General features: G+C 71.1%; 19 protein-coding genes and 1 tRNA gene. 6 read left to right on the forward strand and 14 right to left on the reverse strand.

Annotation, left to right across the window (positions count from 1 at the left end; genetic code table 11):
* Positions 1 to 367: 367 nt before the first annotated feature.
* The 3 genes from ispF to ACFY1H_RS26340 all read right to left on the reverse strand — a co-directional run bounded on the left by ispF (position 368) and on the right by ACFY1H_RS26340 (position 2,064).
* Complete coding sequence (ispF, locus tag ACFY1H_RS26330; protein ID WP_386951372.1) at positions 368 to 832, reverse strand: 2-C-methyl-D-erythritol 2,4-cyclodiphosphate synthase; 465 nt, start codon at positions 830 to 832, stop codon at positions 368 to 370.
* A 5-nt stretch (positions 833 to 837) separates the two neighbouring features.
* Positions 838 to 1,509: a 2-C-methyl-D-erythritol 4-phosphate cytidylyltransferase gene (locus ACFY1H_RS26335; protein ID WP_386950554.1), complete on the reverse strand. Its 672-nt coding sequence runs from the start codon at positions 1,507 to 1,509 to the stop codon at positions 838 to 840.
* Between the two features lie 63 nt (positions 1,510 to 1,572).
* The gene (locus ACFY1H_RS26340) at positions 1,573 to 2,064 is read right to left on the reverse strand and encodes a CarD family transcriptional regulator (RefSeq protein WP_033294400.1); all 492 of its coding nucleotides are present in this window, start codon (positions 2,062 to 2,064) and stop codon (positions 1,573 to 1,575) included.
* Positions 2,065 to 2,350: 286 nt separating this feature from the next.
* Between ACFY1H_RS26340 and ACFY1H_RS26345 the strand changes: the two genes are divergently transcribed.
* A complete protein-coding gene (locus tag ACFY1H_RS26345) occupies positions 2,351 to 2,989 on the forward strand; it encodes a hypothetical protein (protein WP_366582369.1) in 639 nt (212 codons plus the stop codon).
* A 35-nt stretch (positions 2,990 to 3,024) separates the two neighbouring features.
* Positions 3,025 to 4,386, forward strand: coding sequence for a DNA repair protein RadA (radA, locus tag ACFY1H_RS26350; protein WP_366582370.1), 1,362 nt, complete (start codon positions 3,025 to 3,027; stop codon positions 4,384 to 4,386).
* On the opposite strand, the gene ACFY1H_RS26355 is transcribed toward radA, so the two are convergent.
* The 6 genes from ACFY1H_RS26355 to ACFY1H_RS26380 form a co-directional block, all read right to left on the reverse strand.
* Entirely contained in the window at positions 4,387 to 5,535 is a 1,149-nt protein-coding gene (locus tag ACFY1H_RS26355; protein ID WP_386950559.1) for a hypothetical protein, read from the reverse strand. It abuts the gene before it with no gap.
* The gene (locus tag ACFY1H_RS26360; RefSeq protein WP_386950562.1) at positions 5,532 to 6,152 is read right to left on the reverse strand and encodes an RNA polymerase sigma factor; all 621 of its coding nucleotides are present in this window, start codon (positions 6,150 to 6,152) and stop codon (positions 5,532 to 5,534) included. The genes ACFY1H_RS26355 and ACFY1H_RS26360 overlap by 4 nt, the downstream gene beginning before the upstream one ends.
* Before the next feature lie 60 nt (positions 6,153 to 6,212).
* A complete protein-coding gene (locus tag ACFY1H_RS26365; protein WP_386950565.1) occupies positions 6,213 to 6,743 on the reverse strand; it encodes a hypothetical protein in 531 nt (176 codons plus the stop codon).
* A 152-nt stretch (positions 6,744 to 6,895) separates the two neighbouring features.
* Complete coding sequence (gene otsB, locus ACFY1H_RS26370) at positions 6,896 to 9,430, reverse strand: trehalose-phosphatase (protein WP_366582374.1); 2,535 nt, start codon at positions 9,428 to 9,430, stop codon at positions 6,896 to 6,898.
* A gap of 39 nt (positions 9,431 to 9,469) precedes the next feature.
* A complete protein-coding gene (locus tag ACFY1H_RS26375; protein WP_366582375.1) occupies positions 9,470 to 10,912 on the reverse strand; it encodes a trehalose-6-phosphate synthase in 1,443 nt (480 codons plus the stop codon).
* Positions 10,913 to 10,995: 83 nt separating this feature from the next.
* Positions 10,996 to 12,501: a threonine/serine exporter family protein gene (locus tag ACFY1H_RS26380; RefSeq protein WP_366582541.1), complete on the reverse strand. Its 1,506-nt coding sequence runs from the start codon at positions 12,499 to 12,501 to the stop codon at positions 10,996 to 10,998.
* Between the two features lie 525 nt (positions 12,502 to 13,026).
* On the opposite strand from ACFY1H_RS26380, the gene ACFY1H_RS26385 reads away from it, so the two are divergent.
* On the forward strand, positions 13,027 to 13,554 hold the full coding sequence (locus tag ACFY1H_RS26385) for an NlpC/P60 family protein (RefSeq protein WP_386950569.1): 528 nt from the start codon (positions 13,027 to 13,029) through the stop codon (positions 13,552 to 13,554).
* A 121-nt stretch (positions 13,555 to 13,675) separates the two neighbouring features.
* A tRNA-Thr gene (locus ACFY1H_RS26390) sits at positions 13,676 to 13,748 on the forward strand.
* Between the two features lie 665 nt (positions 13,749 to 14,413).
* On the opposite strand, the gene ACFY1H_RS26395 is transcribed toward ACFY1H_RS26390, so the two are convergent.
* The gene (locus ACFY1H_RS26395) at positions 14,414 to 14,665 is read right to left on the reverse strand and encodes a hypothetical protein (protein WP_366582377.1); all 252 of its coding nucleotides are present in this window, start codon (positions 14,663 to 14,665) and stop codon (positions 14,414 to 14,416) included.
* A 128-nt stretch (positions 14,666 to 14,793) separates the two neighbouring features.
* On the opposite strand from ACFY1H_RS26395, the gene ACFY1H_RS26400 reads away from it, so the two are divergent.
* Positions 14,794 to 15,345, forward strand: a complete 552-nt coding sequence (locus ACFY1H_RS26400) for a hypothetical protein (protein ID WP_386950572.1) — start codon at positions 14,794 to 14,796, stop codon at positions 15,343 to 15,345.
* Here ACFY1H_RS26400 and ACFY1H_RS26405 read toward each other — a convergent pair.
* Together ACFY1H_RS26405 and ACFY1H_RS26410 are read right to left on the reverse strand one after the other, a co-directional pair.
* Positions 15,314 to 16,135, reverse strand: coding sequence for an acyl-CoA thioesterase II (locus ACFY1H_RS26405; protein ID WP_366582379.1), 822 nt, complete (start codon positions 16,133 to 16,135; stop codon positions 15,314 to 15,316). The genes ACFY1H_RS26400 and ACFY1H_RS26405 overlap by 32 nt on opposite strands.
* A 20-nt stretch (positions 16,136 to 16,155) precedes the next feature.
* Positions 16,156 to 16,893: an alpha/beta fold hydrolase gene (locus ACFY1H_RS26410; protein WP_386950575.1), complete on the reverse strand. Its 738-nt coding sequence runs from the start codon at positions 16,891 to 16,893 to the stop codon at positions 16,156 to 16,158.
* Positions 16,894 to 16,941: 48 nt separating this feature from the next.
* Here ACFY1H_RS26410 and ACFY1H_RS26415 point away from each other — a divergent pair, with 48 nt between their 5' ends.
* Positions 16,942 to 18,213, forward strand: a complete 1,272-nt coding sequence (locus ACFY1H_RS26415; protein ID WP_386950578.1) for a cytochrome P450 — start codon at positions 16,942 to 16,944, stop codon at positions 18,211 to 18,213.
* Positions 18,214 to 18,225: 12 nt separating this feature from the next.
* Here the strand turns inward: ACFY1H_RS26415 and ACFY1H_RS26420 are convergent, their stop codons facing one another.
* Together ACFY1H_RS26420 and ACFY1H_RS26425 are read right to left on the reverse strand one after the other, a co-directional pair.
* Positions 18,226 to 18,426, reverse strand: coding sequence for a hypothetical protein (locus ACFY1H_RS26420; RefSeq protein WP_366582382.1), 201 nt, complete (start codon positions 18,424 to 18,426; stop codon positions 18,226 to 18,228).
* Positions 18,427 to 18,428: 2 nt separating this feature from the next.
* The gene (locus ACFY1H_RS26425; RefSeq protein ID WP_386950581.1) at positions 18,429 to 20,108 is read right to left on the reverse strand and encodes an alpha/beta fold hydrolase; all 1,680 of its coding nucleotides are present in this window, start codon (positions 20,106 to 20,108) and stop codon (positions 18,429 to 18,431) included.
* Positions 20,109 to 20,209: the final 101 nt, after the last annotated feature.

The following is a 20,209-nucleotide window of genomic DNA, read 5'->3' on the forward strand; positions in this document are numbered from 1 at the left end:
TGTGTTGACGGCCGGTGAGCCGTTGTCAAGGCGGGAAAGCGTGCCTTGACAACGGCTCGCCGGCCGCAAGGAGGCTTCGGATCGGGGTGCCGGGGCGGGGCTGGGTGCAGGTTTCGTCGCGTGGGTGGGCGGCGGTTGGTGGGGTTTGCGCGGCCTGGGTGGGGCGTGGGTTGGGTGGGCGGGTGGCGGTTGGGTGGTGGCCGGAGCGCCCCAATGTGGCGTTCGGTGCGTTGAGCGCAACCAATGCCGCGTTGGGTGCGTTGGGTGGAGCGAATGACGCATTGGGGCGCCGGGTGGGGCGAATGTGGCGGTGGGTGCGGTGGGTGCGCCCGATGCCGCGTTGGGGGCGGGGGGCGAAGGGGCGAGGTCAGTTGCGGGTCAGCAGGGCGGTGGCGATGGCGGCGATGCCTTCGCCGCGGCCAGTGAGGCCCAGGCCGTCGGTGGTGGTGCCGGCGACGCTGACGGGGGCGCCGAGGGCCGAGCCGAGGGCGGCTTGGGCTTCGGTGCGGCGTTTGCCGATGCGGGGGTGGTTGCCGATGACCTGGACGGTGGCGTTGGCGACGCGCCAGCCTTCGGCTTCGAGCAGGGTGCGGACTTCGGCGAGCATGTGGGTGCCGTGCGCGCCGTCCATGCGGGGGTCGCCCGTGCCGAAGACGGCGCCGAGGTCGCCGAGGCCGGCGGCGGACAGCAGGGCGTCGCAGAGGGCGTGGGAGGCGACGTCGCCGTCGGAGTGGCCGGCGCAGCCGTCGACGCCGGGCCAGAGCAGGCCGGCCATCCAGCAGTCGCGGCCGGGTTCGATGGGGTGGACGTCGACGCCGTTGCCCACGCGCAGGTCGGTCACAGTGGGGCCTCCTGGTCGCCGCCGGCCACGAGGGCTTCGGCGAGGCTGAGTTCGAAGGCGCTCGCGACGCGCATGGCGTCGGGATCGCCGGGGACGGTGGTGGCGCCGGCCACGGAGTCGAGGCCGGGGTCGGGGCTCAAAGCCAGCGCCGCGCGGAACGCGTCGAGCGAGAAGCCGACGGGGGTCTGGGCGGTGCGCAGGCCGTCGCGGTCGACGGTGGCGGTGATGAGGCCGGCGTCGGTCGCCTTCACGGTGTCCGCCATCGGGAGCACCGGGACTACGACGGACGCACCTGCACGGACCGTGTTCAGTACATCACGGACAGTCCGTTGTGGAGTGAAGGCGCGCAGCGCGTCGTGGACGAGAACCACTGCATCAGGCGAAAGCGAAGGCTCGACGGCGGGGAAAACCTGCCGGAGCGACGCGCCGGGGACGAACCGGCAGCGATCGGACAGCTCGGAAACGAGGTCCGCGAGAGCGTCCGAAAACGACTCAGCACACCGAGAAGGGGCTGACACGACCACCAGATCGAGCTCCGGTGTGCCGAGCAGCCCCCGCACGGTGTGCTTGAGAAGAACTTCACCGTTCACCGCCGTGAGAGCACGCTCTTCATCGGCGGTGTGGTGTGCGACAGTCACGAACGCGACGCTCTGCACCTGCTGGTTCATCGGGTCGTGATCGTAGAGAAGTGGCTGCCCGGTGCCTCCGCCGGGAGCCGGATGACCCGGGGGTCAGACCGTCGCGGTTTCCAGAACTTCGTCGAGGAGTGTTTCCGCCTTGTCCTCGTCGGTGCCTTCCGCGAGCGCGAGCTCGCTGACCAGAATTTGCCGCGCCTTCGCCAGCATGCGCTTCTCGCCGGCTGAAAGTCCGCGGTCCTTCTCTCGCCGCCAGAGGTCGCGCACCACTTCGGCCACCTTGTTCACATCGCCGGAGGCGAGCTTCTCCAGGTTGGCCTTGTACCGACGAGACCAGTTCGTGGGCTCTTCGGTGTGGGGAGCACGCAGTACGTCGAAAACCTTGTCCAGTCCTTCTTGCCCGACGACATCACGCACACCGACGATCTCGGCGTTGTCAGCAGGCACGCGAACCGTAAGATCCCCTTGCGCGACTTTGAGGACGAGGTACTTCTTCTCCTCGCCCTTGATCACGCGGGTCTCGATGGCTTCGATGAGTGCGGCACCGTGGTGCGGGTAGACGACGGTCTCTCCGACCTTGAAAACCATGTGTCCTCTGCCCCTTTCGCTGATTCCATCTTAGCACGGTCTTCAGATGGCCACCTAGCGGCCCGGGATCGTCGTCGCAGGTCAGCGGCTTGGCGGGGGTTGACAAACCTGAATCGCCCGTGCTCATGCAGGTGATGGGGAAGGCGTTGATCAGCAGGTCCGAAATCCTAATTGGACGGTTGATCTTGGGTCCCGGTACACCCGTTGGGGCCCACCGGTTCCGCGCGCGCGACGGCGCCCGGCTAGTCTTCGTCGTGACGAGGCCGTGAGATGGAAGGACTCCGACGTGAGGCTGCAGAAACGTCGTGTGCTCGGCGCAGGTGTGTCGGCGCTCGGTGCCGCGCTGGTGCTCGCCGGGTGCGGGGCCGGTCAGATCACCCAGACCGACACTCAGCAGCCGGCGGTCAACGGTACGTACGCGCAGGTGAAGACGCTGGTGCTGCGCGACGCCGCCGTCCAGTACCCCGCGCAGGGCGCCGCCTACTCGGCCGGCCAGCCCGCGCCGCTCACGCTCACGATCGTCAACCAGGGCCCCCAGGACGACCAGCTCGTCTCGGTCAGCTCGGAGGGCACGAAGTCGCCGGCGCAGATCAGCGGCGCCACCGACATCGTCGCCGGGCACACGCTGGTCATCGGCCCGGACGACGCCGTCGAGTCGACCAACGAGCAGGCCGCGCCCACCACGTCGAGCTCGGCTTCCACGCCGCCCAGCAGCACCTCCTCGGGCGCTCCGACCGCCACGAGCAGCGCGTCCCCGGGCGACGGCGGCGCGGCCACGAAGCTGGGCCAGGGCACGGTCGTGCTGCAGGACCTCACGCAGCCGCTGTGGCCGGGCATGACGATCAACGTCACGTTCACCTTCCGCAACGCGGGCCCGATCACCGTCGCGATGCCGGTCGCCGCGCCGGCACACGTCGAGCCCTGACGGTTTTTGTCGGTGCGCGCCGATAACCTCGGCGCGTGGTGAAGAAAACCAGCACCGTTTACCGGTGCGCGGAGTGCGGGTACGAAGCCGCGAAGTGGGTCGGCCGCTGCCCGGAATGCCAGGCCTGGGGCTCCCTCGAAGAGCGGGGCGGGGCCAATCCGGCGATCACGCGGGTGGCCGCGGGTGCGCCGAGTGCGCCCGCGCGGCCCATCGGCGAGGTCGACGTCGAGACGGCCCGAGCCAAGGCGACCGGCGTCTCCGAACTCGACCGCGTGCTCGGCGGCGGGCTCGTGCCCGGCGCCGTGGTGCTGCTGGCCGGCGAACCCGGTGTCGGCAAGTCGACCCTGCTGCTCGAAGTCGCGTTCCAGTGGGCCAAGACGGCCGGGCGCTCCCTGTACGTCACGGGTGAGGAGTCGGCCGGGCAGGTCCGGCTGCGCGCCGAGCGCACCGGCAACGTCCACGGCGAGATGTTCCTCGCGGCCGAGAGCGACCTGTCGGCGGTCCTGGGTCACGTCGACGCCGTGAAGCCGGGTGTGCTGATCGTCGACTCGGTGCAGACGATGGCATCACCGCTGGTGGAAGGCTCGCCGGGCGGGGTCACCCAGGTGCGCGCCGTCGCGGCGGGGCTCGTGGCGCTCGCCAAGGAGCGCGGGTTGCCCGTGGTGCTGGTGGGCCACGTGACGAAGGACGGCTCGGTCGCCGGCCCGCGCGTGCTGGAGCACCTCGTCGACGTCGTGCTGCAGTTCGAGGGCGACAAACACTCGACGCTGCGCATGGTACGGGGCATCAAGAACCGCTTCGGCGCGGCCGACGAGATCGGCTGCTTCGAGCTCACCGAGGGCGGCATCGTCGGCGTGCCGGACCCGTCCGGGCTGTTCATGAGCCGCACCGCCGAACCGGTGCCGGGCACGGCCATCACGGTCGCCATGGAGGGCAAACGGCCGCTGCTGGGCGAGGTGCAGGCGCTGGTGTCGAGCACGAGCATGCCGCAGCCCAGGCGGGCGGTGAGCGGCCTCGACTCCTCGCGCGTGGCGATGGTCCTCGCGGTGCTGGAGAAACGCGGCCGGCTGAAGCTGGGCGACAAGGACGTCTACGTCGCCACGGTCGGTGGGATGAAGATCACCGAACCTTCGATCGACCTGGCACTGGTCCTGGCACTGACGTCGTCGATGCACGACGTGGCGTTGTCCCAGCGCCTGGTCGCCGTCGGCGAGGTCGGGCTGGCCGGCGAGGTGCGCCGGGTGCCCAACGTCGCACGCCGCCTCGCCGAGGCCGCGCGCCTCGGCTACACCCACGCCCTCGTGCCACCCGACTCCGGCAAGCTGCCCGACGGCATCCGCGCCCTCGAGGTCGGCGACGTCGCCAGTGCGCTCAACGCCGCCAACCACGCGAAGTGATCACGACCCGAACTGGCTGGTGACCTCGTAGCTGAAGCTCGCGGCGCTGAGCGTCTCGCCCGGTTGGATCCCGTAGAAGTTCTGGTTCGTGACGTTCTTCGCGCTGAGCAGCTCGGAAGTCGCGGTGTTGACGTGGACCACCAGCTGGTGGTTGCCGTAGCTGACCGCGTAGGTCTCGGTCTCGCCGTCCTCTTTCCACGTGGTGGCCTGGTCGCGCAGCACGTCGATGATCGCCGCGCGTACCGGGCGCGGCGCGAGCCCGGACGCGAGCACGGTCAGCAGGCGCATCTGCACTTCGCCGGGTCCCGCGTAGGCCGCGGCCGCGGACCCGGCGGTGGGCGGCAGTGGCACCTTCTCCGTGGTCGTCTCGCCGGTCGGCGCCTGGAAGAGGCCGGGGAAGGACTGCATCCCCGGGAGGATCTCCGTGTACTCGTCCGAGGCCCTCCGGGGCAGCGTGGGCGAGGCCGCGGACCCGGCCTGGGTCAGCAGCGCCGAGCGGTCCGTCGGCAGGTTCGCGACGAACTCGGGAGTCGGCCGGTACCAGCCGGGGGCCACGTCCGCGTTCCAGCCACCGGGGTGGGGGAACTGCTCTTTGAAGTCGCCGCCCGTGGCGATCTGCGTGACGGAGTCCGGGCCGGGCAGGCTCGACTGGTCGTACTTGTGGCCCGTGATGACCACCGGGTCGCCCTCGCGGGTCCACCTGCGCATCCACAGGTCCGACCGGTCCGCCGGGATCCAGAACTCGACCTTCTGCTGCACGGCGAACGCACTGCGGTCGGCCACCCACTCGATGTCCGTGTAGGCGTTGGTCACGTGGGTGTACTGACCGGGACCGGGCTGCACGTCGGCGGTCGCCGTGGCCGCCGGCGCCACCGTGGCGGGCCGCTCGACGATCTCGCGGGCCACGACCACCCCGCCCGTCACCACGGCCACCGCGGCGGCCACGGCGATCCAGCGCCAGGCCCCCGGCCGCCTTTTCCGTGGCGGCGCCGTCGGGGCGTGGCCGGTTTCGGCGGCCGCGGCCCGCAGCAGCGTCGCGCGGGCGCGGTCCAGCTCGGCGGGGTCGGTGCGGACGTGGGGGTGGAGGGCGTCGAGGGCTTCGTCGAGCTCGGCGTCGGACCACAGGTGGCGCACGTTGTCGTCGTTCACAGTTCCTTCGCCTCCTCGGCGGTCTCGATGGTGCTCCCGACGGTCGCCGCGTTGGCCCGGAGCCAGCGCCGGATGCGGTGCAGCCGCGAGCGGATCGTGCCAGGCGGCACGCCCAGCGCTTCGGCGACCTCGGTCGGCTCGAGCCCGGCCCACGACACCAGCAGCAGCGTGTCGCGGTCGGCGGCGTTGAGCTTCGCCAGCGCGCCGGCGAGCTGGGCCGCGCGGGTCTGCGCGTCCACCTGCTCGGCGACGCGGCCGTCGTGTCCCGCCGTGGTGTGCTCGCCGGCCGCCGCGAGCCGCGCGGTGGCCCGCAGGGCCCGCGTCTCGCTGCGGATGTGGTGGCGCAGCAGGTTGGTCGCGATCCCGTACAGCCACGAGCGCGCCGTGCCCAGGTCCGGCCGGTACGACTCGCGCCGCCGCAGCGCGACAAGGAACGTCTCGGCCACGAGGTCGTGGGCGGCGTCGTCGCCGACGCGGCGCGCGAGGTAGCGGTGCAACTGGCGCGAGTGTGCGTCGAAGAGCCGCCCGAACACGGGCGCCGGATCGGGAACGCCCAGGTCGGGACGGTCGAACGAGTCCGGCAACGCCGCCTCCGGACCGTCGTGGATCACCTGCATGCCCCGTGTTGCCCGCAGCTCTCCGCAGCGTTCACGGCAGCGCTCACGGAGTGACCGGACTCACCAGATCGGGTGGTCGCTGAACTTCTCCAGCGTCGTGACGGACGGGCGGACGTAGAACAGGCCGGCCGCGTAGCCGAGCACACCGAGGGCGAAGTTGGCGAACGTGGCCAGCAGGTCCGTCGCGCCGAAGCGGTCGTGGTCGCTCCACAGGTCGACCAGCGCCGACGCGGTGAGGGCCAGCAGGCAGGTGACGACCGTGGCGGTGAAACAGGCGACCAGCGCTGTGCGCGCCGCTCGGGCGCGGGCGACCACGAGGTAATCGCCCTGCAGGCAGCTGCGGCAGGCGAAGACGACGAGGGCCGTCATCACCACCGCGAGCGTCGGCAGCAGCAGGCCGATGACGCCGACGGGCGCGTCGGGGAGGCTGTGCCCGTGCAGCGGGCGGTTCACGAACGCGGTGAGGCCGAACACGAATGCCGTGCCGACCAGCAGGGCGGTGCCGGTGACCACGGAGCCGCTGCGCACGCGGCGGGCGAAGAGCGGGGGCAGCGGGGCGTAGTCCGTGGCTTCGCCGTAGTACTGCTTCATCCCGTCACCTCCTGCACCGACCTGCGTCCGAGCGCCGAATGAACGTGCAAATGCTCGTGAAGGTCACCTTAAGGGACGGTAGGTCTCTCAAGGTGACCTTCACGGCACTTGTCACCGACCTGTGCTAACGCGGTTAGGCCGGTGACAGGTGTTCACAGCTTCTCGGCGAGCAGGTTCGCGCACCGGATGAGGCCGATGTGCGAGTACGCCTGCGGGTGGTTGCCCAGCGAACGCTCGGCGATCGGGTCGTACTGCTCCGGCAGCAGGCCCGTGGGGCCCGCCGAGGCGACGATCTGCGTGAACAGCTCCTCGGCCTCGTTGCGGCGGCCGGTGATGAGGTACGCCTCGATCAGCCACGCGGCGCAGATGTGGAACCCGCCTTCGCCGCCGGGCAGGCCGTCGTCGCGGCGGTAGCGGTACACCGTGGAACCGCTGCGCAGCTCGGCCTCGATCGCGGTCACCGTGCGCTGGAAGCGCTCGTCGGCCGGGTCGATGAGGCCGGTGAGGCCCACGAACAGCGACGCGGCGTCGAGGTCGGTGCCGTCGTAGGCCGTGGTGAACGCCTGGACCTCGTCGTTCCAGCCGTGCTCCAGCACGTCGGCCTTGATGCGCTCGCGCAGCTCCGGCCAGGCCCCCGGCACGTCGCGGCCGTACTCGTGGCCGAGCTTCACCGCGCGGTCGATCGTGACCCAGCACATCACCCGTGAGTACACCCGGTGGCGCGGCACGTGCCGCTCTTCCCAGATGCCGTGGTCCGGCTCGTTCCAGCGCCTCGTGACGGCCTCGGCCATCGCGCGCACCATCTGCCAGTCCTCGTCGCGCAGCTCGCCGCGCGCCTCGGCCAGGGTGACCACGAGCTCCACGACCGGGCCGAACACGTCGAGCTGCACCTGGTGGTTGGCCAGGTTGCCGACGCGCACGGGCCGCGAACCGGCGTACCCGGGCAGCGACTCGATCACGGCCTCGGCGCCGATCACGCTGCCGGCCAGCGTGTACAGCGGGTGCAGCCGCTCCGGACCGGCCAAAGTGGACAGCACGCCGTGGAGCCACTGCAGGTAGCCCTCGGCCTCCTCGTTGGACCCGAGGTGCACCAGCTCGCGCACGGTCATGGAAGCGTCGCGGATCCAGCAGTAGCGGTAGTCCCAGTTGCGGACGCCGCCGATCTCCTCGGGCAGCGACGACGTCGCCGCCGCCAGCACGCCGCCGGTGTCGGTGTTGACCAGCCCGCGCAGCGTGAGCGCGGAGCGGCGCACCAGCTCGGCCTGCACCGTCGGCAGCTTGAGCTTGGCCGCCCAGTCGCTCCAGTAGCGGCCCGCGCGGTCGCGACGGTCTATTTCGGACAGTTCGTGGGCGCCGAGATCCGTGGTGCCGCAACGGAGTTCGAGCACCACCGGGTTCTCCGGCGTCGGCTGCACGAGTGCGGTGGCGGTGTCGTGCAGGCCGTCGGACGTGATGGTCCACTCCACGCCCGGCGAGCGGAGCACGAACGGCTCCGACGTGCCCAGCACCCGCAGCCCGTCGCCCTCGGCGACCAGCTTCACGGGCACGCCGCCGAACTCCGGCCGCGGCGCGAACAGCACGTCCGCCGCCGCCTCGCCCGAGATCACGCGCACGATGTCCGTGCGGTGCGAAGGGCTTTCCGGCTCGAGGTAGTCGGTCACGAGCAGTCGCGACCAGCGCGTCTCGACCGTCATCGTGTTCGGCAGGTACCGCTGGCCCAGCGGCAGGCCGTTGCGGTGCGGCTTGATCGAGAAGGCGCCCGCGCCCGGCCCGCCGAGCAGGTCGGCGAACACGGCCGGCGCGTCGGGGCCCGGGTGGCACAGCCACGTGAGCTTCGCGTCCGGCGTCACGAGCGCGACGGAGCGCTCGTTGGCCAGCATCGACAGCCGCTCGATGGGCGGGGCCGACTCGCCGTAGAGCCAGTTCCGCCGTTCCTCGAGGAGGAACCCGAGAACCAGCGCGACGTCGACGGTGTCCGGCACGCGGAAGGTCGCGAGCGTCTCGCCCTCGCCGACCTTGATGCCCAGGTCCGGGCCCGACAGGCGGGCGAACGCCTTCTCGTCGGTCACGTCGTCGCCCAGGAAGATGGCGGCGGTGGCGCCCACCTGGTGGCGCAGGGTGTCGAGCGCGCGGCCCTTGTCCGTCTGGACGACCGCGAGCTCCACCACCTCCTTGCCGTCGGTGGTCGACACGCCTTCCCAGGTCGACGGGCCTTCGTGCACGTCGGCGAGCACGCGGCGACCGGCCTCGTGCTCGGCCCGGCGCACGTGCACCGCGATGCTCGCGGGCTTGACCTCGAGCGACACGCCCGGCACGTCGAGCACCAGGTTCTCCAGCTCCGCCTCGAGCCGGCGGTGCAGCGCACGCGCCTTGTCGTCGAGGGCGTGGATGAACCCGATGTCGAACTCGGAGCCATGGCTGCCCACCAGGTTCACCTCGGCGGGCAGGCGCGACAGCGTCGCCAGGTCACGCAGCGCGCGGCCCGAGATGACGGCTGTGGTGGTCTCGTGCAGGCCGGCCAGAGATCTGAGTGCGCCGACGGACTCCGGCAGCGGCCGGGCCTCGTCGGGGTTGGCGGTGATGGGGGCCAACGTGCCGTCGTAGTCGCAGGCGACCAGCAGGCGCGGGGTACGGGCGATCTGCACGATCGCGCGCCGTAGCTCCGCAGGCAACGCCTCGGCGGTCAACACTCCTCCTCAGGAGGTCCAGCGCGGTACGGGGGGAGGTCAGTCGACCGGCTCCGCACCCAGCGCCTGCAGGAACGAGCGCGCCCACCGGTCGACGTCGTGGGTGAGGACCTGTCGACGCATGGCGCGCATCCTGCGTCGGCCCTCGGCGGGGTCGAGCGTAATAGCAGCCACCAACGCGTTCTTCACCCCGTCCAGATCATGCGGGTTGACCAGGAATGCGCTGGTCAGTTCGGAGGCCGCGCCGGCGAACTCGCTGAGCACGAGCGCGCCACCGAGATCGTGGCGGCAAGCGACGTACTCCTTGCACACGAGGTTCATCCCGTCGCGCAGCGGTGTCACCACCATCACGTCGGCGGCGGAGAAGAAAGCGGCCAGCTCGGTGCGGTTCACGGACTGGTGCAGGTAGTGCACGACCGGGTGACCGACTCGCGCGAACTCGCCGTTGATGCGCCCGACCATCTGCTCGATCTCGCCGCGCATGCGCTGGTAGTGCTCCACGCGTTCGCGGCTCGGCGTGGCGAGCTGCACGAAGGCGACGTCCTCGGGCTGCATGCGCTCCTCGTGCAGCAGCTCGTGCAGCGCCTGCAGCCGCAGGTCGATGCCCTTGGTGTAGTCGAGGCGGTCGACGCCGAGCATCACCGCCTTCGGGTTGCCGAGGTCACGGCGGATCTGCTTGGCGCGCTCGATCACGCCCTTGCTGCGCGCGAGGGTGTCGAGGCCGGCGGCGTCGATCGAGATCGGGAACGCGCCGACGCGCACGGTGCGGTCGCCGACCTGCACCATGCCGGGCCGCGACCGCACGCCGACGGCGCCGCGTGTCGGCTCGAGGCCGACGAGCTGGCGGGCCAGCCACAGGAAGTTCTGCGCTCCGCCGGGGCGGTGGAAGCCGATGAGGTCGGCGCCGATGAGGCCGCGCACGATCTCGGCCCGCCACGGCAGCTGCATGAACAGCTCGACCGGCGGGAACGGGATGTGCAGGAAGAAGCCGATGCGCAGGTCGGGGCGCAGCTCGCGCAGCATCGTGGGCACGAGCTGCAGCTGGTAGTCCTGGATCCACACCGTGGCGCCGTGGGCCGCGACCTGGGCACTGGCCTCGGCGAAGCGGCGGTTGACCTTCACGTAGCTGTCCCACCACGCGCGGTCGAACACCGGCGGCGCGACGACGTCGTGGTAGAGCGGCCACAGCGTGGCGTTGGAGAAGCCCTCGTAGTAGTCGCGGACCTCGGCGGAGGTGAGGGTGACGGGGTGCAGGACCAGGCCGTCGTCGTCGAACTCCTCGACGTCGACGTCGGGGACGCCGGGCCAGCCGACCCAGGCCCCCTTGCGCGAGCGCAGGAACGGTTCGAGCGCCGAGACGAGCCCGCCGGGGCTCGCCGTCCAGCGCTGGCCGCCGTCCGAAGTGCGCTCCAGGTCGACGGGCAGCCGGTTGGCCACCACGACGAAATCGGCGGACGGTGCGGTCTTGTGCTCGTCAGTCACTACAGCTGCTCCCTCGTCATCCGCGGGTCGCGGCCCCAGTGAAACCCTAGCGCGCGCCAGGTGGCCAGCCGGTGATCAACCGCTTACTCCAGCCGGCGCTCCGGCGGCTCCAGCGGTCCCGCCATGCGCGGTCCGGCGAGCTTGCGTTCGAGCCGCCCGAGCCGCATCCGGACGGGTTGCGCGAGGTATTCACCCAGGACAACGCCCGCCGCGAGCGCGAGCCCGATGGCGACGGCGGTCATCAGCGTCCGGATGTCGCCGCCGGGCTCCACCGCTAATTGGTATAGACCACGATACGTGGAGAGACCGGGAAGCAGGGGAGTGATCCCGGACACGGCCACCACGAGCGGCGTGACGCGCAGCCGGCGGGCCAGCAGGCCGCCGCAGAAGCCGACGAGCGTGGCCGCGATGGCCGACGAGCTCACCGCGTCGAACTGCGTGAGCATCAGCGAGCCGTACACGAGCGCGCCGATGGCCCCCGCCGCCGCGGCGACGAGCAGCGCGCGCAGCGTCGAGTAGGAGGCCAGAGCGAAGCACGCGGCCGCGCCGGCGCCCGTGATGACCACGATGGGCAGCTGCTGCGGGGTGGAGTTGATGACGTCCGGCAACGGCCGGCTCGGCAGGCGGAGCATCAGGGCGACCTTCAGCGCCAGCACCACACCGGTGATCAGGCCGGCCGACATGAGCGCCGTCTCCATCGTCCGGCCGGCCGCGGTGACGTTGTAGCCGGTGATCGCGTCCTGCACCGCCGAGACGGTGGACAGCCCGGACAGCAGCACCGTGACGGCCGCGGCGACCACGAGCGTCGGCTGGTCGGTGGTGAGGATGTTGCTGTTCACGATCACGATCGCCGACAGCGTCGCGACGAGCCCGCCGACGACCTGCTGGAAGAAGAACGGCAGGTGGTAGCGGTTGAGCAGCCGGCCGAGCCGGTCGACCACCGAGGAGATCACGAACGCCACCACGGCCACGTCGGGACCGCCGTTGAGCAGCAGGGTGATGAACGCGGCCAGCCCGCCCCACGCGATGGTGGCGACCCAGCGCGGGTAGGGGTGCGGTGCCGCCGTGATGCGCTCCAGCTCGGTGTGCGCCTCCTCGGCCCCCATGTTGCCGCGGACGATCTTGCGCACGAGGATCTCGGCCTGCGTGAGCCGCGTGTAGTCGAGGCTGCGCGACCGGACCACTCGCAACGCGGTGACCGGCGCGAGGTCCGTGCCGCGGTGGCAGGTGACGGTGATCGACGTGAAGATCACGTCGACCTCGCAGTGGGGCAGCCCGAGCGCGGCGGTGAGCGCGAGGATCGTGGCGGTGACGTCGGACGCGCCGGCGCCGCTGGCCATCTGCACCTCGCCGATGCGCAGCGTCAGGTCGAGGACGAAGTTGACGGTCGCGTCGTCGGGCGGCTGCGGGCCCAGCACCTCTTCGCTTTCGACGGCCGGCTGTTCCGCCGTCGGCGCCTCGAGGATGTGCCACGCGCGGCGCCGCAGGAGGTTCGGCCGGTGCCGCTGGTTCGAACGCGGCCGGGGAGGCTCCAGGATCGGCCACCGTCTGCGGTGAATCCCCTGGTCGGCGCGTTCGTTGATCTTCATGATCGATCCCACCTCCTCGTCCATCCGGCGTCGTTCTCCTCGACGTTCCCGGGGACCATCGGCCGACGCGTCCCGACCGTTGCACTGATCCGGAAGTGGTGTGCACCACGTCCGCGGTAGATCGTCTCGCAGGGTCGTGCGGGGCGCTCGGTTCGAGGGTTGAACCGGGGGTTCGAAGTGGTCTGGGCAGGGTGGGCCGGGTGGGTCCGGCGGTATCGGGTCGGTGCGTTCCCGGGTACGGAATTCCCTGGTGAAACCGGTTTCGAAAACTGTTTTCCGGAATTCCGCTGAGTGAATGTTCTGAGGTGGTTTCCGGAGACATCAGTGCAGGTGAGGACAGTTTTGACCGTCGGTAAATTGTGGTTGGTACCACTTGGTATTTGCGCTGACCAGGGGGCTTGGAATTGTTGATCTGTGCCGCTTATCACTCTTTAGTGCGTTCTCGTATTTCGTTTCGTAATGTGCCCGTGTTCTCGCGGTTACCCGCGATTCGCTCTCCTCCCCCCGAAGGAGCTCTACCCCGAAATGGCACTCCACCGATTCGAACCCCGATCCGATGCTGCGCCGTCACGCAAGCGGCGCTTCGTTCGCGCCGCCCTGACGGCGACCGCCCTGGCCGCCGCGATGTCGGCCACGGCCGGCCCGGTCCTCGCGAGCACCGCGTCCGCCACGACCGCGGCCCCCGCCGCCTCCGCGTCGGCCACCGCTCGCGTTGGCGCCTCGGCGCTCAGCCGCGCCCTGACCCAGCAGGGCAAGCCCTACGTCTGGGGCGCGGCCGGCCCGAACGCCTACGACTGCTCCGGCCTCGTCGTGTGGGCGTTCAAGCAGGTCGGCGTGGCCCTGCCGCACAGCTCGCGCCTGCAGTCCACGGCGGGCGTGGCCGTCTCCAAGGCCGCGCTTCAGCCCGGTGACCTGGTGTTCTTCTACACGCCCGTGAGCCACGTCGGCATCTACGCCGGCGGCGGCATGGTCCTGCACGCCAGCCGACCCGGAGTCCCGGTGAAGCTGTCGCCGCTGTCCTCGATGCCGTTCCACAACGCGCGCCGCATCTGACGCGTCCCCCGGCGTCGGCACCCGGTCGCGCGGCTGTTCCCCCGCAGCCACCTTCCGGGTGCCGCCGAGCGGCGGCAGGCCGATATACTTCTCTCGCCCTGGCCTGCTGCGCGGGGCGTCGGCCGGTATAGCTCAGCTGGTAGAGCATCTGTCTTGTAAACAGAAGGTCAGGGGTTCGAGCCCCCTTGCCGGCTCCGATCCTCTCGTCTCCGGGCCCGCCCCCGTCCTCAGTGGACTGACGGCGGGTGTCCCCGCGAGGAACGGTCCGGGTCCCAGCGGGGAACGGCTGCGGTCGCCGCGATGAAGTGGTGGTGCGGTTCGGTGTGGCCCCTGACCACCGCGACCACCGGCGGCGAGCAAGTGCGGTCGGGCCGTCGCCATCCTCGATCGGCCTTCGCGAACGCGATGCTGTTCACGAAGGCCATCGCGGCGGTTGCCCGACGAACAAGACACCAGCCGGGCGCGTGCCCGGCATTCTGCGTGAGAGCGCCCGCGACCGGCAGCTGGTGCGAACCTCGGATCGCGAGTGAGCTGCCGCAAGGCCGGGCGCGTGGCTCACGTTGGGCCGCCTGCGTTCAGTGGCCGGGAGATCGTGCCCGGGAGAGGCCGGGCGGGAGCCGTCATGAGATCGGCGAGCACCCGCACATCAGTCCCGCACGCGGTGAAGCACCCGCGTCGCGCCGATGGTGCGACGGCGCGACGGGCACTGCCGCCCTGAGCTGGTGCGGCCGGCGTCGGGCTCGTACTTGCCCGGGTGACGGTGTGCCGCATCGCGGTGGGCCGGAGCGGGCTGGGCTTGATCGAACCGGCTGGCAGGAAAGGCTTTCGAGCCGGTTCGAACCCGTTCGATCCGCGAGCGTCAGGAAGCGGTGGCCAGGCGGACGCGGCGGTCGCGGGCGTAGGAGACCAGTTCGCGCACCTCGTCGGTCGTGATGATGCGCACGGCGTCGTCCAGGAGTTCGGCAGTGGCGACCTGCAGGGGCCAGCCCGTCAGGCCCGGGACGGGGACGTGCCAGAACCACTGGCCCTGCGTCAGATCTTCGGCGGCGACCTCGTCCACGGCGTTCCCCCAAGTGGCGGTTTCCAGAGCGGAGTTTTCCTCTGAACTCATAGGGGAACCCTAGCGACGACCACCGACAAAAAACCGTCCACCGTGGACGAGCGCCTGACCCGCGTTTTTGCGGCCGGGCGCGCGCTGGCCTAGGCTGCGCCGATCACCGGAAGAACAGGACTGGCGAGATGCCCCTGCTTGACTCCGGGTCGTACCGTGATGTCGACCTGCCGACGATCGTCCGCATGGAGCGGAGGCTGCCCTGGTTCGGGTGGCCGCACCTGCCGCTCGGCCTGCTGGTCTGCGTTGCCGCGATCCTGGCCGCGTATCGCGTGCCTGTGTCGTACCACACCACCACGGCCCTGGTCGCCGGCGGCGGCGTGCTCGGGGGCTTCTGCGGCTACGGCTGCGGCCTCGTGATGGTGAGCACGCCCGACCTCGTGAAGACCGGCCGGCTGCGCTGGCGCCGTACGCGCGTGCTGCGCGGCCTGCTGTTCGCGCTGGGTGTGCTCTCCGCCGCGTCGCTGGTCGTGGTCGCGGTGTGTCACTTCGTGCTGCTGGCGGGCGCGTCGGGGCTGCACCCGTTCACGCTCTCGATGCAGGCGGGCGTGTACCTCGTGCTGGCCGTGGCCAACACGGTGCTCGCGGGGCTCGAAGCGCGAAGCCTGACCAAGGTCCTCAATGGAGTGTCCACCAAGGACGGTGAGCTCACCGCCGCCGCAGCAGGACTTCCTGCGTGACGGAGGCCACCAGCCGGCCGTCGGTGGTGTAGAACTCGCCGTGGGTGAGGCCGCGCTCGTTGGTGAAGCTGCGGCTCTCCATGTCGAACAGCAGCCACTCGTCGGCGCGGAACGGGCGGTGGAACCACACGGCGTGGTCGAGTGAGGTCAGCTGCGCGCGGCCCGGCTCGTCGCGGTGGGGCAGCGCGGCCGTCCCGGCCAGGCGGATGTCGGAGATGTAGGTGAGCGCGCACACGTGCGCCAGCGGGTTGTCCGGCAGGCGGCCCTTCGCGCGCACCCAGATGCGCTGGCGCGGCCCGCTGCCGACGTCCGGCAGTCCCGCCGCCGGGTCGCTGATGAACCGCGCTTCGATCACCGAAAGCATGATCGGCAGCTCGTCCTCGTCGCGGACCTCGACGTCGTCCGGCGCCGGCACCTCGGGCATGCGCGCCTGGTGTTCGCTGCTGGTGGCGGGTTTCTGGAACGACGCCGAGAGGCTGAAGATCGTCTCGCCGTTCTGGATCGCCGCCACGCGCCGGGTGGTGAACGAGCCGCCGTCGCGCGTGCGCTCCACCTCGTAGACGATCGGCAGGTCCGTGCGCCCGCCGCGGATGAAGTAGCCGTGCAGCGAGTGCACGTGCCGGTCCTCGGGCACGGTCGCGCCCGCCGCCGTGAGCGCCTGTGCCGCCACCTGGCCGCCGAACGCCCGTTGCGGTGAACCCTCGTGGCTGGTGCCGCGGAAGAGGTTGCGCTCGAGCGGTTCCAGCTTGAGGAGCTGGTCGATGCCGGGGTGCACGGGGTCGGTGATCACCCCGTCATCCTAAGGACCGCTCACTCCTCACGCGGGGTGAGCTGCGTCAACAACGGCAGCAGCGCGGCCGGGTCCTCCACGTGGGCGTTGTGCCCGAGGCCCGCCAGCGTGACGGAGCCGGCCGCCAGCGCCCGCAGCTGCTCGGGCCGCGACATCGGGTCGTCGGCGCCGGCCGCGAGCACGACGGGGCACGTCGCTTCGGCCAGCAGCCGCGGCATGTCCGGCGCACCCACGCCGAACGCGGCGGAGTCCAGAGCCAGGCGCCAGCCGTCGGCGGTCGCCACCACACCACCGGGATCCGCGGGCGCCAAGCCGGTGAGCCCGGCGACCTTCAGGTACGCGACCGCGGCGTCTTCCCGCGAGGCGAACAACCGCGGTGGACGCGCGGCCATCGCGGCGGCGCGCTCCAGGTCCTCGGCGCTCCACTCCACTTTGACGCCCAGCGCCAGCACCCCGGCGACCTCCAGGCCGTGCCGCCCGGAAGCCAGCTCCAGCGCCACCACCCCACCCAGGGAATGGCCCACGACGACCACCGGCCCGGCCTCGTCGAGGCCCGCGGCCACCTCAGCCGCCAGCGCGGGGAACGAGTAGGCCGGCAACGGCGCCGAACCACCGTGCCCGGGCAGGTCGGGCACGAGCACCCGCCGGTCCAGCAGCTCGGTCAGCCCGTCCCACACCGCGCCGGTCGCGCCCAGTCCGTGGAGCAGCAGCACGGCCGGCTCGCCGGACCCGTCGGTGCGCAGCTTCAGCGTTTCCACCACTCGGATCTTTCCCCAGGCCGGGGTTCCGGGGCTAGGGTCGGGACCGTGTCGAGTGCCCTGATCGCCGACCCGGACACCTACGTCGAAGGCGTGCCCTACGACGTCCTCGCGAAGCTGCGCCGCGAAACGCCGGTGACGCGCGTCGGCGACTTCTGGGCCGTGCTGCGCCACTCCGACGTACGCGACGTGCTGCGCAACCCCGCCACGTTCTCGTCTCAGCTCGGCGGCACGCAGATCCGCGACCCCGCGACGCCCGAGGACCTCGGCTACGTCCGGCGCATGATGCTGAACATGGATCCGCCCGAGCACGGCCGGCTGCGCGGGCTGCTGACCAAGGCGTTCACGCCGCGGGCGATCGGCCGGCTCACCGAGCGCATCGAGGGCTGGGCCCACGACCTGGTCGCGGCCGACGCGGACCGGGGCGAGTGCGATTTCGCCAAGGACGTCGCCGCGGACCTGCCGCTGCTCACGCTCGCCGAGGTGTTCGGCGTGCCGGAGCAGGACCGGCGGCTGATGTTCGACTGGAGCAACCGCGTGATCGGCTTCCAGGACGCCGAGTACGCGGTGAGCGCCACCGTCCGGCCGGACGACGTCACGGACCTCGCCCGCGCCGCGCTCGCCGTGCGGCCCGAGCCAGGGCCGGACGGCTCGATGCCCGACCCGCGCACACGCGCCGGGATGCCGGACCTCTACGCGTACGCCGACGCGCTGGGCGAATACAAGCGCAGCCACCCGGGCGACGACGTGATGAGCAACCTCATGCAGCACGTCGACGACGAGGGCGGGCGCGTCTCGATCGCGGAGTTCGAGAACCTGTTCTGGCTGTTTTCCGTGGCGGGCAACGAAACCCTGCGCAACGGCCTGCCCGGCGGGCTCGCCGCGCTGTTGCAGCACCCGGAGCAGTACCGCAAGCTCCTCGACGACCGGTCGCTGCTGCCCGGTGCCGTCGAGGAGATGCTGCGCTGGTGGACGCCGGTCATGCACTTCCGCCGCACGGCCACCGAGGACACCCGGCTGTCCGATGTGGACATCAAGGCCGGCGACAAGGTCGTGGTCTGGTTCTCCTCGGCCAACCGCGACGAGACCGTGTTCGCCGACCCCGACGCGTTCGACGTCACGCGCGCGCCCAGCGAGCACTTGACCTTCGGCCACGGCCCGCACTTCTGCCTCGGCTCGCACCTGGCGCGCGTGCAGATGCGGGCGCTCTTCGAGGCCGTCCTGGACCAGCTCGGCGAAGTCCGCCTCGCGGGCGAACCGCGGCGGCTGCGCTCGAACTTCCAGAACGGCCTCAAGAGCCTGCCCATCCAGTGGGGCTGATCGTCAAGACTGCTAGTCCCGCGTCACGATGAGCTTGGCGACGCCGGTCGAGGTGAACCCGAGGAAGATGAACGCCAGGATTCCGTACTGCACCAGGGAATCCCCGGCGAATCCCGTGGACAGCTCCGCGATCAGCAGCCCCAGCATCAGCAAACCGATCACGAGGTACGCCCAAGCCGTGGCCCGTGTGCGGGGCAGCCACCGAAGTCCCATGTCTACCTCCCGGAGTTGAGGTTGCGGATCAGGTCCTGCACGGTCTGGCGCAGGTGTGACAGCGTGTCGCGCACCTCGGTCGCGACGCCGCCGGCGTGGTGGTCGACCGGCCCGGTCACCGGGTGCACCTCGTCCTCGCCGGGCAGCGGCACCCCGGGGCACGTGGTCGAGGCGGGCCGCGAGTTCTTGGTGAGGAAGGTGTTCACGAGCCCGTCGACGCACGGGTTGCCGTTGATCGCGTACTCGCCGTGGAAGGGCGCGTCGTCCACCGAGATCAGCGGCACGCCGGCCGCGCGAGCACCGGCGCGGCCCTGTTCGTAGCCGGTCTGCGGGTCGAACTCGCCCTGCACCACGAGAACGTGGCTCTTCACGGACGCCGGCAGGTTCGGCAGCTCGTGCTGCGGCGCTTCCGACCAGTAGCCGCACGGCTCGCTGAGCCCGTAGGACCAGCCGTAGAGCGGGTCGACGGGACCCTGCCGGTCGCTGAGGTTCTTGTACCAGGCCGCCGACCGCGTCGGCTGGTCACCGCAGGCCACGGCGTAGCGGGTGCCGGCCACCGGTGTGTAGTCGGGCGTCGCGGCGACGACCTTCGCCACGGTGAGGTTCGCGGCCGGCACGCCGAACGCGCTGCGCGACTCGGCGTCGAGGTCGGCCGCGAGGTTCTTCGGCGGCGCCGGTGCGGTGCCGTCCAGCGCGGCCGCACCCTGGGTGAAGACCAGCGCGCCCAGCAGCCACTGCAGTTTGCTGCCGTTGCCGACGGAGAGGTGGTCGAAGTTGTCGGGCGACATGCCCTTAGACGCGTAGTACGCGCGCACTTGCTCGTACTCCTGCTTCACGGCCTCGGGCGTTTTCCCCAGCTGGTCAGGGAACTGGCGCGAAAGCCACGGCACGTACACGTCGTCGAACTGCCGCTGGTCGACCTCGGGGAACGCCTCGAAGTCGGCCTGCAGCCGGCCCTCGAAGTTCACACTGGAGTCGAGCACGATCTTGCCCGCGTGGCCGGGGAACATCGACGCGTACTTCGCGCCGAGCCAGGTGCCGTAGGAATACCCGAGGTAGTTGAGCTGCTGGTCGCCCAGCAGCGTGCGGATCAGGTCCATGTCGTGCGTGGTCTGCCACGTCGTGATGTACGGCGTGAGCGCGTCGCTCTGGCAGGCCTCGGCGATGGCCCGCGGCGTCGCCTGGTGCGCCGCGATGCTGGCAGCGGAGCGGTCCCGGGCGTCGAGGGCCGTGGTGGGCAGCCGGCCGGTGGGCACCTCGCACTGCAAACCCTTGTCGCTGCTGCCTTCCTGGCCGGTGCCGCGCGGGTCCATGCCGATGAAGTCGTAGCTCGCGCTCACGGACGGCTCCAGTCCCGCGAGCGAGCCGGCCAGCGAGGTGCCCTGCCCGCCCGGGCCGCCGGGGTTCACGAGGATCGCGCCGGCGCGGTCGCCGGTCGCGGCGACGCGGCTGATCGACACCTTGAGGTCGACGCCGGCGGCCGGGTTCGCCCAGTCGCGCGGCACGGTGATTTCGGCGCATTGTGCTGGTTTCGCCCCGGTGGCCGGTTTGAACGCGCAGTCGCCCCACGTGATTTTCTGGCTCGTGTAAGGGTCTTCGGCCGCGCTCGCCGTCGCCGGGACCAAGGCCGCGGTGGCGGCCGCGACCACCGCCGAGACCAGTACTGCTCTGGGAGTTCGCACCGGGAGTCCTTTCGTCCGTGATCCGCTTGCCGTCGAGTCTCGTGCGCGCGCGGACGCCGGCGATCAGCCTTGCGGACGAACTTCCGGTGCCGCCTCGGCCG

It is taken from the genome of Amycolatopsis sp. NPDC001319 (assembly GCF_042896185.1).
GTDB lineage: Bacteria > Actinomycetota > Actinomycetes > Mycobacteriales > Pseudonocardiaceae > Amycolatopsis.

Bases quoted from the DNA above. Each gene is read 5' to 3' on its own strand.
- ACFY1H_RS26335 (WP_386950554.1), bottom strand. From the start codon at position 1,509: ATGAACCAGCAGGTGCAGAGCGTCGCGTTCGTGACTGTCGCACACCAC.
- ACFY1H_RS26395 (WP_366582377.1), bottom strand. From the start codon at position 14,665: ATGAGTTCAGAGGAAAACTCCGCTCTGGAAACCGCCACTTGGGGGAAC.
- ACFY1H_RS26385 (WP_386950569.1), top strand. From the start codon at position 13,027: ATGGCACTCCACCGATTCGAACCCCGATCCGATGCTGCGCCGTCACGC.
- ACFY1H_RS26380 (WP_366582541.1), bottom strand. From the start codon at position 12,501: ATGAAGATCAACGAACGCGCCGACCAGGGGATTCACCGCAGACGGTGG.
- ACFY1H_RS26420 (WP_366582382.1), bottom strand. From the start codon at position 18,426: ATGGGACTTCGGTGGCTGCCCCGCACACGGGCCACGGCTTGGGCGTAC.
- ACFY1H_RS26340 (WP_033294400.1), bottom strand. From the start codon at position 2,064: ATGGTTTTCAAGGTCGGAGAGACCGTCGTCTACCCGCACCACGGTGCC.
- ACFY1H_RS26360 (WP_386950562.1), bottom strand. From the start codon at position 6,152: ATGCAGGTGATCCACGACGGTCCGGAGGCGGCGTTGCCGGACTCGTTC.
- ACFY1H_RS26365 (WP_386950565.1), bottom strand. From the start codon at position 6,743: ATGAAGCAGTACTACGGCGAAGCCACGGACTACGCCCCGCTGCCCCCG.
- ACFY1H_RS26400 (WP_386950572.1), top strand. From the start codon at position 14,794: ATGCCCCTGCTTGACTCCGGGTCGTACCGTGATGTCGACCTGCCGACG.